The organism is Candidatus Nebulibacter yamunensis (assembly GCF_024208055.1).
Lineage (GTDB): Bacteria > Pseudomonadota > Gammaproteobacteria > Francisellales > Francisellaceae > Caedibacter > Caedibacter lacustris.
This window is the reverse complement of record NZ_JAMBMW010000001.1, coordinates 154,909-168,756: the sequence shown is the minus strand read 5'-3', so window position 1 is coordinate 168,756 and position 13,848 is coordinate 154,909. Positions and strand designations below refer to the sequence as shown.

Here is a 13,848-nt window from a genome sequence, read left to right as displayed (position 1 = left end):
TCAGACCGTTGATCAGTATAGCATTCCAAAACAAACTCAATAAGTATAAAAATATGACATATTGGATTCGGTAAGCATAATGAGTAATGACGTACGATTAGATAAATGGTTATGGGCAGCACGCTTTTTTAAAACAAGGCAACTAGCAAAAGAAGCAATTGACGGTGGTAAGGTACATTACAATGGTGCTCGCAGCAAAGTCAGTAAAAAAGTTGAAATTGGAGCCACATTAGATATTCGTCAAGGTTTTTATAACAAAACAGTTATTGTAGAAGCTTTATCCAACATACGTGAATCAGCTAGCATTGCTCAAAAGCTTTATATCGAAACACAAGAAAGTATGAATAAGCGTAGCTATGAAGAAGAATTGCGTAAACTCAATCAAGCTAGCATTCCTAATCCAACAAAACCAACAAAAAAAGAACGAAGAAAAATCATCTCATTCAAACATAAAATGGAGTAAGTGAAAGTCATTCAAAAAAAGTAATCTTTTGAATGATTCTTAGATTGATGCTATTCATTATTATTTTTCTTTATCCGCTGGAACCCCCATCACGATTAACACATGTTCTGCAATTTGTGCAAATATAGGTGCCGCCGCTGAACCACCGCCATAAGCTTCCCCTTTTGGATCATCGACAACAACAACTATAACGATCCTAGGGTTGGATGATGGTGTAATGCCAACGAAAGTAACTGTATAACTATCTAAAGCATAACCACCTGCTATTGCCTTACGCACAGTACCAGTTTTACCTGCAACATGATACTGTAAGATTCTTGCTTTTGATGACGTACCACCGACACCTTCGACAACAGAGGTCAACATATCAACCATTTTCTTGGCAATTTCGCTGTTAATTACTTGAAAACCTAAAGCGTCTTCATTCTCATTGCGTTTTAATAAAGTGGGGGAAATAAGTTTGCCACCATTAGCAATTGCACTATACGCATGAGCAATTTGTAATGCTGTTGCATTCATTCCATAACCAAATGACAAGGTTGCTAAAGGGAAATCTCCCCATTTACGTGGACTAGGTACATAACCACTACGTTCTCCAGGAAAACCAATTTTGGTCATTTGCCCAAAACCAAACTTACGTAAGGTATCCGCTAAAGCATTGGCATCAATTGATAGCACAATCCTAGAAATACCGACATTAGAAGATTTCATTAAAATATGACGCAAATCCATTTCTCCATAGTTACGAAAATCTCTTACTGGACTACCATTGAGTTTATAGTAACCAGGAGAAGTATCAACGATGGTATTGACGTCATATTTTCCTGACTCCATGCCTGCAATTGCTGTAAATGGTTTTATTACCGACCCTGGTTCATAAACGTCCGTTAACACTCTGTTTCTACGCTTTTCAGGCGTTGCATCATACATGTTATTAGGATTATAAGAAGGGTAATTGACCATAGCCAAAACCTCACCTGTCTTAACATCAATAATTACCGCTGAACCAGCAACAGCATTATTATTTATCACCCCTTCTTTTAAATACTTATAGGTTATATATTGAATCTTGCGATCAATACTTAAAGTAATGTCATTGCCATGTTCAATAGCAATATCATCATCGTTTTTGCGGGCAACCCCACCTTTTAAATCTCGATGAATCGAGTACTTCCCATCTTTTCCGGTTAAATAGCTGTCATATTGTAGTTCAATCCCTTCTTGTCCCTTGTCATCAATGTTAGTGAACCCAACAACATGAGCCATAACCTCTGCATCTGGATAAAAACGCTTGAACTCACGTTCAACCTTGACCCCTTTAACATCCATCATTTTAACTTGTTGAGCTAAATAAGGTGAAATTTGACGCTTTAGGTAAATAAAACCACTTTTACCCTCTCGTGCTTTAACACGTTCAGTAATAGATGTTCTCTTATCCTGAGATAAGTCTAGTAAGTCAAGGATTTTTAAAAACTTGGGATCGTCAGCCTTAACAAAAAAAGGATCTACCCAAATAGAATCAACAGGTGTACTAATTGCTAAAGGTTTTCCGTTTCTATCGCTGATCATACCACGATAGGCTTTACTAACGACTGTGCGTTCAGAACGATTATCACCTTCTTTTTTAAGCTTATCATATTCGACTGTCTGCATGTGAATTAGTTTGTAAATTAAAAGACTAATCACCGCAACAATGACAAATGTAATAAAATAATAACGCCAACTTTTACTTATAGTTAACTTAGCCATTAACCTGTATCACCCTTGTTTCCTTAACTGTTGGTAAGTGCATATTATTTTCTTTTGCTACTTCTTCCACATGCGAAGGTGAGGCAAGTGTACTATGCTCAATCAGAATTTGTGTCCATTGATCACGCAAGTTTTCTCGTTGACAAAACAGTCTTTGCTCTTCATCCAAAGCAGTTTTATATTGATATTTCACAATTACAACCATAAAAGCAGATAAAACAAGCAACACGCATAATACAAATGCCAGCACAACTTTAAAGTTAAACGTGCTCTTAATAAAAGATTGAAAAAGCTTAGCACGTACTTCTGCTCTTGTCATATCAAACCTTTTTTATTTTTTCTATCACTCTTAAGATTGCACTTCTTGAGCGCACATTTTTACTTAGCTCATCTTCATTTGATTTACCTTGTTTTATAATCCACTTGGCTTGCGGAATAAAGTTATCAAACACAGGAAAACCTCGCGGAAGGTTTTTATTTTCATGTTTAATCAAATTGGTCATAAAGTGTTTCACAATTCTATCCTCTAACGAATGAAAACTAATCACGGCTAAACGTCCTGTTGACTTTAACAACTCAAACGCATCTATCAAGGTTTTACTAATCTCATTCAACTCCTGATTGACATAGATTCTTAACGCTTGAAAACAGCGAGTAGCTGGATGTTTTTTTTCTCTCTTACCAATCGTTTTTTCAATAAGGCTTGCAAGCTTAAGTGTACGTGTTAAATCTCCACCTGATTGAAGTGCTGTTTTAATTGCTTGTGCTATACGGAAAGCGTGACGCTCTTCACCAAACTCACGGAAAATAAGACTAAGCTCCTCAACGCTGTGACTATTAAGCACGTCAAAAGCCGACACACCATTTGTTTGATCCATGCGCATATCAAGTGGACCATCTTTCATAAAACTAAACCCACGCTCAGCTTGATCTAACTGCGGTGATGACACCCCTAAATCAAGCAAAATTCCATTTATTTTCCCTGTTAATCCGTGTGCATCGATTACTGTTTTCATCGTTGAAAATGGCGCGTGGATGAGTATTAATTTACGATTCTGAATGTAATCAGAAAAGTTATCCTTACCATATTCAATAGCTTCTAAATCACGATCAAAAGCAAACAATTGACCTGTATTGAGTTTTTCTAGAATTGCTTGTGAATGACCACCACGACCAAAGGTAGCATCAATATAGATACCATCTTGTTGAATATCTAAAGCATCAAGTGACTCATTAAGTAGAACAGAATAATGCATAGTTGTGAACGTCTTGTATAAATTGTTTCATTTTATTTATTGCGTTCGTTATATTACCTAAGTTTTGCTCAATAAGAGAAGTAAAATAACTGCCGACGATAGCCGCATTACCTCCTGCTTGCCATACGGCATGGACATGAGCGGGTTTTGAAATACCAAACCCCACCACCATTGGCTTATCAATTAAGCTTCGTACTTGTTTGATTCGCACGAGCGTTTGAGGCGCTATTTCTGCTTTGACACCAGTCGTTCCAAAACCACTTAATACATAATTAAATGCACTACTATGATCAGCTAACACTCTAACACGTATATCATTTGAATTAGGTGCAATCATTTGTACTACGCCAATATTATATTTTTTAAGCAAATCCATGTGTTCTTTAGCTTCTTCTAGTGGTAAATCTGCACACACCACGGCGTCTACACCAACCTGAGATAGTTTTTGATATGCTATTTCACCGTGACTAAACAATAAGTTGTAATAAATCAAAAGTCCAATAGCCAGTTGTGGGTAGCGTATTCGGATAACGCTTAAAAGTTCAATGCAACGGTCAAATTTCATGCCTGATTTTAGTGCGCGTTCCATTGATCTTTGGTTCATAGGACCATCAGCAATTGGATCAGAAAATGGAAACCCAAGCTCAATTGCCTCAATTCCGGTACTAATGACAGCGTCAATAATTGTTAAACTTCTGTCGAAATCAGGATCCCCCAAAGTGAAAAATGGCATAAATACTTTCTTATTTTTATCCTGAAAAAGCATATTAAATCTATTCATTAATAGTACCTTTATACAAAAAATAGCTTGCTAAGTCTTTGTCCCCACGACCTGATAAGTTGACTAATATGGTTTTGGCTTTGAGTTCATTTTTAGCTAATTTCAGCGCTAAAGCCAAAGCATGTGACGATTCAAAAGCTGGAATAATGCCCTCTTTTTTAGATAGCTCTTCAAACGCATTAATAGCCTCGCTATCACTAATAACCATATATTGAGCACGCTTAATTTGTTGTAAATAAACATGCTCAGGTCCTATGCCAGGATAGTCTAACCCCGCTGAGATGGAGTATGGTTCTTTAATCTGACCATCTTCATCTTGTAAAAACAATGAGTGCATACCATGAAAAACACCAACTTTTCCTTTATTCATTGTTGCTGCATGCTCACCTGTTTCAATGCCCTTGCCTGCAGGTTCAGCACCATAAAGCATAACTCTTTCGTCTGCCAGAAAACCACTAAATATACCAATAGCATTACTACCTCCACCTATACAAGCAATCACGGCATCTGGGAGTTTATCTGTTTTAAGAAGCATTTGATTTCTTGCTTCGTGTCCTATGACTTGTTGAAAATAACGCACCAAACTTGGAAAAGGATGAGGACCAGCAGCTGTACCAAAGCAATAATAGGTATCCTCTGCATGACTGATCCAATCACGCATAGCATCATTAATAGCATCTTTCAATGTAGCACTACCCGAAGACACACTATGCACTTTTGCTCCAAAAAGCCTCATTCGCTCAACATTGGGCTTTTGCCTTGCAATATCAACCGCACCCATATAGATTTCAACATCAAGACCTAGCATCGCTCCTGTCATAGCTGTTGCTACACCATGTTGCCCAGCTCCAGTCTCGGCAATGACCCGTTTTTTGCCTAAATATTTTGCTAACAGCATCTGACCAATTGTATTATTGGTTTTATGGGCGCCACCATGCAATAAATCCTCGCGCTTTAAATACAGATGAATATTATATTCAGAAGAAAGATTACGCATAAAAGTAATGGGCGTTTCACGTCCAGCATAATCACGTAACATACGTTGAAGCTCATCTTGAAAAGTTTGATCCTTTTGAATTTCGATAAAACCTTGTTCAATCTCAGTTAACGTCGGAATTAAGCTTTCAGGAGCATAACAGCCACCAAACTGACCATATCGTGTTGCTAATTGCATAAAAGAATATTAATCCTTCAAAAAAAACAGCAAAAACTGTGCGTCTAACATAACATTCCTTTTACGGTGTGACAAAGAAAATTTGCAACTTTGTATCAATATGAAGATGCAACAATATTGATATTAGTTATAAATACTATTCACCGATACCAACACTTTAGCAATACCAATAAGTATATGAGAATCATAAATTGGCATGTAAATAGGCACTACAATTTCAGCAGCACTAGTATCATATTCAATTTCACCGTATAACAACTTGCCTTTGCCATTGTTATAGCTATTTTTCCACCAATCTTCATCTGCCTGATAAAAATCTGTGGTCATGTTTGTTTGACAAACGTTCATCCCAACTAAATTCGTTATAAAAATTTCAGCAAAGGCTGGATGCTCTGCCTGAAACTGCTTTATTTTAATCGCACAAGCATTGTAAAGAAGCAATTGAACATTATAGGTATCACGAGACTTTTGCATATCTTGATCTAAGGCTTGATAATGCACTGGGGATAAGAACCCCTCTTCTGATAAATGCTGATTTGCATATTCTAAAGTTTGAAGAATTCTCTTACTACTAAATAAAAGTTGTAACTGTTCAACTCTTACATCCAAATGCGCACGCAGCTCGTGAGCATATTCACCACTTTGCAAATCTTTTTTACTAATTTGAGGTTGCCGCTGCTCTGAACAACTGCTCATAAACATCACCAATGAAAATGCCCCAATTAGGTGTTTCAAAGAAGCCATCATTTTAAAGCACATATTCGTCTGTAATACCTACAAATCTTCGTGCTCAATCACATTATTCTTTTTAGGTAGAAACAGATTAACAATAAATTTAATAATGCGATAAACAATCGTAATAGCTATCGCAAAAAGCAATATCCAAAATAAAAAAATAAAAACGTGAAATAACACAACGATTGCCGTTATTGCAATAAAAACAACTAGCACTTCCTGAATAAACTTTTCCATATTTTCTCCTATACCCCTTTTATATCAAGTTAATCTTAGCAAACTTTCTTTTCCCAACTTGATAAATATCTGAGGTTTGTTGCTTTAATACCAACTGAGTATCATCAATTCTATCACCATTTATTTTGACAGCACCTTGCTTGATCATGCGAATGGCTTCCGATGTACTAGATACAAGACCTACAAGTTTCAGAAGGTTGGCAATTGGTATTCTGTCTTGAGCGATAGTAATGGTTTCTTCAGGAATATTATCTGGAATTTGATTTTTTTGGAAGCGGTCAATAAAGTCCTGATGCGCTCTATTGGCTTCTTCTTCACTACGGAAACGTGCAATAATTTCTTTTGCGAGCTCAATTTTAACATCACGTGGGTTTTGACCATTTTGAACAGCTTGTTTTAGTGCGTTTATTTCTGCCATTGGTTTAAAACTTAAAAGCTCGTAATAACGCCACATCAGCTCATCTGAAATTGACATGATTTTACCAAACATCTCTTGTGCAGACTCTTCAATACCAATGTAATTGTTAGAAGATTTAGACATTTTTTTAACACCATCTAAACCTTCTAACAATGGCATAGTAATAATGATTTGTGGTGGCTGATTTGCTTGCTTTTGTAATTCTCGTCCCATCAACAAATTAAATTTTTGGTCAGTTCCACCTAACTCAATGTCCGCGTGCATTGCAACAGAATCATAACCTTGAACAAGGGGATATAAAAATTCATGAATCGCAATGGTTTGACCTGATTTATAACGTTTAGAAAAATCATCGCGCTCAAGCATTCTTGCAACTGTTTGTTTAGAGGCAAGTTTGATCATATCACTCGCACTCATATTATTAAACCAATCACCATTACGCTTAACAACTGTTTTTTCCTTATCCAGGATCTTAAAAATCTGTGTCTGATAAGTTTTGGCATTTTCTTCTACTTCTTTGGCACTAAGTGGTGGTCGAGTCGTATTCTTTCCCGTTGGATCTCCGATTTGTGCCGTGAAATTGCCAATTAAAAAGTGTATTTCATGTCCTAAATCTTGTAACTGACGTAGTTTGTTGATCACAACGGTATGCCCTAGATGGATATCAGGAGCTGTTGGGTCGCAACCAAATTTTACGATAAGTGGTCTATTTTGCTTTAATTTCTCAATTAAATCTTCTTCAACCAAGACCTCATCGGCACCACGCTTAATTATTTCTAAAGTTTGTTCAATATGATTACGCATAAATCTAAAATAATGTTTCTTAAAATAAGTTAGGTTATGTATACCAATAATGGCTGCAAAAGGCAATTGCCAACCCACGCGTTTATTTATTTTACTGCTTGGATAACCAGAAATTGTTTGGTATATGATCAAAATTATAATGACACTCTTAGCCAGATTTCGCTACACTTACTACTAGTATTATAAATTTACAACTATAAAATGCCGAATGCAGCATACATCTTATAAGAAGATTTCATCTAAATCAAAAATAATCATCAACAAGACAAAAAAACGCAAGCATTTTTGGCGCTTTGTTTTTACTTTTTTATTCATTCTGATCGTGTTTTTTGTGCTCATCTACCGTTTATTTTATTTAGAAACTCATGATCGAGCCTTTCTCATTGAGTATGGTCAAAATGAAAGTAATCGCATGATTGATTTAGATAATACATGGGCATTATTTATGATCGAAATGGCGCGCCATTAGCTGAATATGCTTTACTCAACAAAAATAAAAATGGTTGATGCAAATTATCACAGATAACTAAGAACAAAGAGTATAAGCTTACAATAAAACTCGTTATAATTGCTAATAAACTCAGTCAATATTTAAGAGCTATGTCCGCACCCGCAGAATCATTACACACTCCAATGATGCAACAGTATTTGCATATTAAATCACAATATCCTAATACGCTTTTGTTTTATCGCATGGGTGATTTCTATGAATTATTTTATGAAGATGCACATAAAGCAGCAAAACTTTTAGATATTAGTCTAACCACGCGTGGGAAATCCAATGGTGAGTCCATTGCGATGGCAGGTGTGCCACATCACGCGGCTGAAAATTACTTATCGCGCTTAATCAAACAAGGTTTAAGCATTGCTATTTGTGAGCAAATAGGCGATGTCAATGGTAAAGGTCCTGTTGCACGCGAAGTTGTTCGTGTTATAACGCCAGGAACCGTTTCAGAAGAAAGCTTTATTGATAGTTATGATAATAATGTCCTTATGGCTATCTTTCAAAACAAGAGTCGTATTGGGATCGCATATCTTGAGTATACACAAGGTGAAATTCACTTGTTAGAGTTTCCTCAACAACCCACAGCAATATTAGATCAAGTATCGCGTTTAAAAGCTAAAGAAATACTTGTGATAGATGAATTTGCCAGTGATCTACGTAACTTATTTACCAATGAAGACATTTCCATTCAAGCGCGCCCACAATGGGAATTTCAATTAATGAGTGCTAAAAAACTCATCCAAGGCTATTTTGGTCAAAATACACTTACTGATGAATTAGCCAAGCTCCACCTTGCGATTTGTGCAGCTGGTGGACTTTTACACTACCTTGAGATCACACAAAAAGCTACACCCAAACATCTGCAAAGTATTTCAATTGAAGAAAATGACAAACTCTTAAACGTTGATGCGTCAACTCGCAAAAACCTTGAGCTTGATAGTTCACTCTCTGGCAAACAGTCGCATACGCTCTTTGCAACTATGAATAAATGTAGAACTGCACTGGGTAATCGTTTATTAAAGCAATGGTTTAAATCACCTACACGTGATCAAGCCTTACTCAAAATAAGGCAAGCCGCAATTAAAGATTTAATGGCAGCAAATGCTATTGAGGGCATTCAAGCTCAGTTAAGTCAAACTCAAGATATTGAGCGAATTGCCTCACGCATAGCACTTAACACTTGTAAACCAAAAGACTTAATTGCGCTGCGTCACACATTAAGCATCTTGCCAAAATTACAATCTATTATTAAATCAACACAACAAGATCCATGTCTTATAAAACTTGCTAATCAGCTAAGCTTATTACCTGAACTTGTTACACTTTTAAATGATGCACTTATCGATGATCCCCCAGTTACGATTCGCGATGGAGGTGTGATCAAAGAAGGATTTGATCCTGAACTTGATGAGCTTAGAAATATTAATAGGAATGCAGGTTCTTATCTCATGAAACTTGAGCAACAAGAACGCAAGCGCACAGGAATTAACAGTCTTAAAGTAAACTTTAATAAAGTCCATGGTTATTATATCGAAATCTCTAAAACTCATAGCATTCAGCTACCAGATGAATACACTAGGAGACAAACCTTAAAAAATGCTGAACGTTATATTACACCTGAACTTAAAGCCTTTGAAGATAAAATTCTAAGCAGTAACGAAAAAGCATTGACATATGAAAAACACCTTTATCAAATGCTATTACAAAAGATATTAGAGCAATATACACTATTACAACAAACAGCAAAGTCTATTGCACAACTTGATGTTTTAACCAATCTTGCTGAGCGTGCTATAAGCTTAAAATTAAACTGTCCTATACTTTCAAATAATCTAGGCATCAAAATCGAAGAAGGTAGACATTTGGTTATTGAACAACTTTCCAACCAACCCTTTATCGCCAATGATAGTCAATTAGATGAGCACAAGCATCTACAAATTATCACGGGGCCCAACATGGGTGGTAAATCCACTTATATGCGCCAAATTGCACACATTGTCTTTTTAGCACATATTGGTTCGTTTGTGCCTGCTAAAATGGCTCAAATTGGTGAAATTGACGCAATTTTCACACGTATAGGAGCGGCTGATGATATTAGTTCTGGACGTTCTACTTTTATGGTTGAAATGACAGAGTGTGCGCATATTTTACGCAATGCTAGTGATAAAAGCCTAGTGCTTATGGATGAAGTAGGTCGAGGTACGAGCACATTTGATGGGTTGGCATTGGCAATGGCTTGTGCAGAAAAACTTATTAAAATTAAAGCTTACACGCTATTTGCTACACATTATTTTGAATTAACGCATCTAGCAGCACAATACAGCAACGTTGAAAATATTCACTTTGAGGCAACTGAATATCGCGATAATATTGTCTTTTTACATCACGCCAAAGAAGGGGCGGCTTTAAAAAGCTATGGGATACAAGTTGCAAAACTTGCAGGAGTGCCACAAGATGTCTTAAACAATGCTAAAAGCATCCTAAAACGCCTTGAAGCGCGAGATACCGATCCTTATGCTCCAACTCAACAAAGTTTTGATTTTACAATAATACCGATACCAGAAAATCAAAATACTCAACGTGAGTCTCACTATAAAGAGCTGATTGATATACTAGAGTCAATTGATCCAAATAAAATAACGCCGATTGAAGCAATGAGCACTTTGTACAGTTTAAAAAGCTTGTTAGACAATATGACCCAAGGTTAATACGACTAGTGCTACATCGCTTAAATGACTCATATAAATGTTAACGTCAGTATCCGTTATGAATAAAATAGTTTTTTTTCGAAGCTTACATTAATTTATCAGCAGCGCCATTTAGCTCTTTGACCGCATCAATAGAGAGTTGTAGCTGTGCTCTTTCCTTAGTAGTAATTTCCACTTCTAACGCTTGAACACCTTTAGCTGTAATCTTAGTTGGTACGCCAACAAATAGCTCTTCATCTAAACCGTACATGCCTTTTTTCAATTTTGTCGCACATGGCAAAATCATGCCTTTATCGTGTAAGTAGCTCTCCGCCATTTGAATGCCAGAAGCTGCAGGAGCATAATAGGCAGAACCTGTTTTTAATAATCCCACGATTTCACCACCGCCTTTACGTGTACGATCAACAATTTCTTCTAAGCGTTTGGCTGTAATTTTGCCTTCTTGAACTAATTTTTCTAAACTCACACCTGCAATATTACTCATGCCTGTCAATGGCACCATCGTATCACCATGTCCACCCATAACGTAAGCTTGTACTTGATGCAAAGACACATTAAACTCCCAAGCTAAGAATGTTCTAAAACGAGCAGAATCTAAGACCCCTGCCATGCCTACAATTTTATGATCAGCAATACCTGAATAATGTTGCAGCATACGGACCATGATATCCAATGGGTTAGTAATGCAAATAACAAATGCTTGAGGACAATTGTTTTTAATTCCTTCACCTACTGCTTTCATCACTTTAGCATTAATACCTAATAAATCATCACGACTCATACCAGGTTTTCTGGGTACACCTGCCGTTACAATTACAACATCTGCACCTTTAATGTCCACATAATTATTTGTACCAATGATAGTTGCATCAATACCTTCTACAGGACAAGTTTGAGCCAAATCTAGTGCTTTACCTTGTGGTACTCCTTCTGCGATGTCAAATAACACCACATCCCCTAAGTTTTTAATTAAAGCCAAATGCGCTAAGGTTCCACCAATATTCCCTGCACCAATTAATGCAATTTTCTTGCGTGCCATAGATTTTCTCCAGTTCAATTCATTCGGTTGAAATAATCCAAGTAACTATACTTTGCTTGTCTTAATTGTCAAATGAAGTTGAAGCAGAATAAAAAAGTTTTACTTATAGGAGTTAATGCCATAGCTGGACTCGACACGTTAATTGAGGCAAGGACTTTTATCCAGATATTCATAAATTATCCTTCTTAATTTTTAGAAAGCTAACATTTAAACTATTAAAAAATATCATCACAGTCATGCATCTGGCATCTTAGCTTTCAGAGTTTTTAGAAAAAAACAAAATTCTCAGCTTACACGATTATTTCTCAAAGAGGACTTTTTAATTGATATGGTTTAACATAAATACAGCAAAGCTCTCCCCATACAATTCTACAGCACGAAGATCTCCTGAGTTTTCTATCCTGCATTGTTCAAACTGCGCCATAGCCCCTATGATTGCGCCAAATAGATAATAGATTAATACATTTAATGTCTCGTTGTTTAATTTTTTGGCAGCCTTAGCTATTGCTTTTGTTGTAACATATAAACTAATGTAGACAATTGTGTATCAGTCATAATAAGATCTGACAAAACTCTTATATAAAGAGAAGGTTACCCATTTAGATCTCAAACGTTAAAACAAATATAAAAAACAAGAGGCAACTTCACATGAATACTATAAATCAACGTGTTATAAAAAATAAGTTAGGGTTATTAAACTTAAAAGAGGAGATTGGAAATCTCTCCGAGGCATATAAGGTAATGAGGTTGTCTAGAGATACATTTTATCATTATCAATCCACCGTCGCAGAAGGTCATGTTGAGGCGCTATTGGATAAAAATAGACGTCAGCCCAACATCAAAAAACAGGTAGAAGAGTCCGTTGAGAAAGCGGTGGTTGCTTATGCGATAGATTATCTCACCTATGGTCAGCGAAGAGTCAGTAATGAGCTCAAAAAGTAAGGGGTATTTATATTGCTGGAAAAGGGGCGCTGTATCTGGTTGCTGAAAAAGCGTTTGAATCAATTAGAGCTCAAAGCGGTTAATGAAGACTGTGGATTGACAAAAAAACAATTGGCAGCCTTTATTTATGCGTGAAGAAGCCAGGCGTACTGGATGAGTCTATATTATCGGGTTATCTTTAAACGTTTTGAATTTCTTATACGAATGCGTTAAAAACAACTTTGAAATTGTCCCGAAACTTTCAAACTAGGGGTTGTCAATTAATAGTTAAAGAGTTATTTATGTCAAGACCAATAAAAGTTACGAATGAACAGATTATTACCACAGCTAGGCGTTGCTTTCTAGAATGCGGTGCAAACATACCAGCCATGAATATCGCGGATAAACTTGGCATTAGCCACACCACTATCTTTAATCGATTTGGTTCGAAAGAAGCACTGATGATAGCCGCCCTTGGACCAGAAGAAAATATATCGTGGCTTGATATACTTGAAACTGGACCGGATGAGCGTCCGATTCAAGAGCAACTCGTTGAACATTGCAAGGTTATATCACACTACTTTCAGGATATGGTAAGGGGGTTTTCCGTATTGGAATCAGCTGGTATTTCAACAAAAAAAATTTTTGCACGGCAAAAAGGAGAATCTCAGCCAATAAAGGCATTTCGCACGCTAGCTAGCTGGCTAAAACGCGCTCAAATCCGCGGTCTTATAACTGAATGCGATATTGATACACTATCAATAACTATTCTTGGCGCATTGCATAATCGAGCCTTTACAAAATATTTTTGTGATACAGAAAAATCGAATGATATCAATGACGAATATATCGAGCTTTTTATTGCTCTTCTATGGAATGGTATTAGGAAATGAGAAATATTTGACCTTAGTACAGATAAACGTACACCATTTTTACATAAGACAAAATTGTGATTTGACAATTAATAAATAGTTTGTTAAATTTTACTTTCTTTCTAGAAAGAAAGTAAAAGAAAGGGTGGAGAATAATATATATTATAAATGGAAGGAATTAAATAC

14 protein-coding genes are annotated in these 13,848 nt (G+C 36.3%); 5 read left to right on the top strand and 9 right to left on the bottom strand.

Annotation, left to right across the window (positions count from 1 at the left end):
* Nucleotides 1-79 precede the first annotated feature (79 nt).
* Nucleotides 80-463 (top strand): ribosome-associated heat shock protein Hsp15, encoded by a 384-nt coding sequence (gene hslR, locus M1V25_RS00785; RefSeq protein ID WP_116963152.1) that lies wholly within the window; start codon nucleotides 80-82, stop codon nucleotides 461-463.
* Between the two features lie 60 nt (nucleotides 464-523).
* Here the strand turns inward: hslR and M1V25_RS00780 are convergent, their stop codons facing one another.
* From M1V25_RS00780 to tyrS, 8 genes are all read right to left on the bottom strand, one after another.
* A complete protein-coding gene (locus M1V25_RS00780) occupies nucleotides 524-2,212 on the bottom strand; it encodes a peptidoglycan D,D-transpeptidase FtsI family protein (protein ID WP_498842152.1) in 1,689 nt (562 codons plus the stop codon).
* Entirely contained in the window at nucleotides 2,205-2,531 is a 327-nt protein-coding gene (gene ftsL / locus M1V25_RS00775; RefSeq protein ID WP_498842151.1) for a cell division protein FtsL, read from the bottom strand. The genes M1V25_RS00780 and ftsL overlap by 8 nt, the downstream gene beginning before the upstream one ends.
* Before the next feature lies 1 nt (nucleotide 2,532).
* Nucleotides 2,533-3,468: a 16S rRNA (cytosine(1402)-N(4))-methyltransferase RsmH gene (gene rsmH, locus M1V25_RS00770; RefSeq protein WP_498842150.1), complete on the bottom strand. Its 936-nt coding sequence runs from the start codon at nucleotides 3,466-3,468 to the stop codon at nucleotides 2,533-2,535.
* Entirely contained in the window at nucleotides 3,446-4,249 is an 804-nt protein-coding gene (gene trpA / locus M1V25_RS00765) for a tryptophan synthase subunit alpha (RefSeq protein WP_116963149.1), read from the bottom strand. Before trpA ends, rsmH begins: the two co-directional genes overlap by 23 nt.
* Complete coding sequence (trpB, locus tag M1V25_RS00760; RefSeq protein WP_498842149.1) at nucleotides 4,242-5,423, bottom strand: tryptophan synthase subunit beta; 1,182 nt, start codon at nucleotides 5,421-5,423, stop codon at nucleotides 4,242-4,244. Before trpB ends, trpA begins: the two co-directional genes overlap by 8 nt.
* A gap of 123 nt (nucleotides 5,424-5,546) precedes the next feature.
* Nucleotides 5,547-6,119 carry a hypothetical protein gene (locus M1V25_RS00755; protein WP_157966533.1) on the bottom strand — a complete coding sequence of 191 codons (573 nt, stop codon included), beginning with the start codon at nucleotides 6,117-6,119 and terminating at the stop codon, nucleotides 5,547-5,549.
* Nucleotides 6,120-6,197: 78 nt separating this feature from the next.
* Nucleotides 6,198-6,395 carry a hypothetical protein gene (locus tag M1V25_RS00750; protein ID WP_116963146.1) on the bottom strand — a complete coding sequence of 66 codons (198 nt, stop codon included), beginning with the start codon at nucleotides 6,393-6,395 and terminating at the stop codon, nucleotides 6,198-6,200.
* Nucleotides 6,396-6,414: 19 nt separating this feature from the next.
* Entirely contained in the window at nucleotides 6,415-7,617 is a 1,203-nt protein-coding gene (tyrS, locus tag M1V25_RS00745; protein ID WP_498842177.1) for a tyrosine--tRNA ligase, read from the bottom strand.
* A 208-nt stretch (nucleotides 7,618-7,825) separates the two neighbouring features.
* Here tyrS and M1V25_RS00740 point away from each other — a divergent pair, with 208 nt between their 5' ends.
* Nucleotides 7,826-8,086 (top strand): hypothetical protein, encoded by a 261-nt coding sequence (locus M1V25_RS00740; protein ID WP_116963145.1) that lies wholly within the window; start codon nucleotides 7,826-7,828, stop codon nucleotides 8,084-8,086.
* Nucleotides 8,087-8,217: 131 nt separating this feature from the next.
* Nucleotides 8,218-10,830 carry a DNA mismatch repair protein MutS gene (gene mutS, locus M1V25_RS00735; protein ID WP_498842148.1) on the top strand — a complete coding sequence of 871 codons (2,613 nt, stop codon included), beginning with the start codon at nucleotides 8,218-8,220 and terminating at the stop codon, nucleotides 10,828-10,830.
* Between the two features lie 85 nt (nucleotides 10,831-10,915).
* On the opposite strand, the gene mdh is transcribed toward mutS, so the two are convergent.
* Nucleotides 10,916-11,869 (bottom strand): malate dehydrogenase, encoded by a 954-nt coding sequence (gene mdh / locus M1V25_RS00730; RefSeq protein WP_116963143.1) that lies wholly within the window; start codon nucleotides 11,867-11,869, stop codon nucleotides 10,916-10,918.
* 648 nt (nucleotides 11,870-12,517) lie between these two features.
* Here mdh and M1V25_RS00725 point away from each other — a divergent pair.
* Complete coding sequence (locus M1V25_RS00725; RefSeq protein WP_498842147.1) at nucleotides 12,518-12,811, top strand: helix-turn-helix domain-containing protein; 294 nt, start codon at nucleotides 12,518-12,520, stop codon at nucleotides 12,809-12,811.
* A 281-nt stretch (nucleotides 12,812-13,092) separates the two neighbouring features.
* Entirely contained in the window at nucleotides 13,093-13,683 is a 591-nt protein-coding gene (locus M1V25_RS00720; protein WP_116963141.1) for a TetR/AcrR family transcriptional regulator, read from the top strand.
* The last annotated feature ends 165 nt before the right edge of the window (nucleotides 13,684-13,848 follow it).

Bases quoted from the DNA above. Each gene is read 5' to 3' on its own strand.
- hslR (WP_116963152.1), top strand. From the start codon at position 80: ATGAGTAATGACGTACGATTAGATAAATGGTTATGGGCAGCACGCTTT.
- M1V25_RS00780 (WP_498842152.1), bottom strand. From the start codon at position 2,212: ATGGCTAAGTTAACTATAAGTAAAAGTTGGCGTTATTATTTTATTACA.
- ftsL (WP_498842151.1), bottom strand. From the start codon at position 2,531: ATGACAAGAGCAGAAGTACGTGCTAAGCTTTTTCAATCTTTTATTAAG.
- rsmH (WP_498842150.1), bottom strand. From the start codon at position 3,468: ATGCATTATTCTGTTCTACTTAATGAGTCACTTGATGCTTTAGATATT.
- trpA (WP_116963149.1), bottom strand. From the start codon at position 4,249: ATGAATAGATTTAATATGCTTTTTCAGGATAAAAATAAGAAAGTATTT.
- trpB (WP_498842149.1), bottom strand. From the start codon at position 5,423: ATGCAATTAGCAACACGATATGGTCAGTTTGGTGGCTGTTATGCTCCT.
- M1V25_RS00755 (WP_157966533.1), bottom strand. From the start codon at position 6,119: ATGAGCAGTTGTTCAGAGCAGCGGCAACCTCAAATTAGTAAAAAAGAT.
- M1V25_RS00750 (WP_116963146.1), bottom strand. From the start codon at position 6,395: ATGGAAAAGTTTATTCAGGAAGTGCTAGTTGTTTTTATTGCAATAACG.
- tyrS (WP_498842177.1), bottom strand. From the start codon at position 7,617: ATGCGTAATCATATTGAACAAACTTTAGAAATAATTAAGCGTGGTGCC.
- M1V25_RS00740 (WP_116963145.1), top strand. From the start codon at position 7,826: ATGCAGCATACATCTTATAAGAAGATTTCATCTAAATCAAAAATAATC.
- mutS (WP_498842148.1), top strand. From the start codon at position 8,218: ATGTCCGCACCCGCAGAATCATTACACACTCCAATGATGCAACAGTAT.
- mdh (WP_116963143.1), bottom strand. From the start codon at position 11,869: ATGGCACGCAAGAAAATTGCATTAATTGGTGCAGGGAATATTGGTGGA.
- M1V25_RS00725 (WP_498842147.1), top strand. From the start codon at position 12,518: ATGAATACTATAAATCAACGTGTTATAAAAAATAAGTTAGGGTTATTA.
- M1V25_RS00720 (WP_116963141.1), top strand. From the start codon at position 13,093: ATGTCAAGACCAATAAAAGTTACGAATGAACAGATTATTACCACAGCT.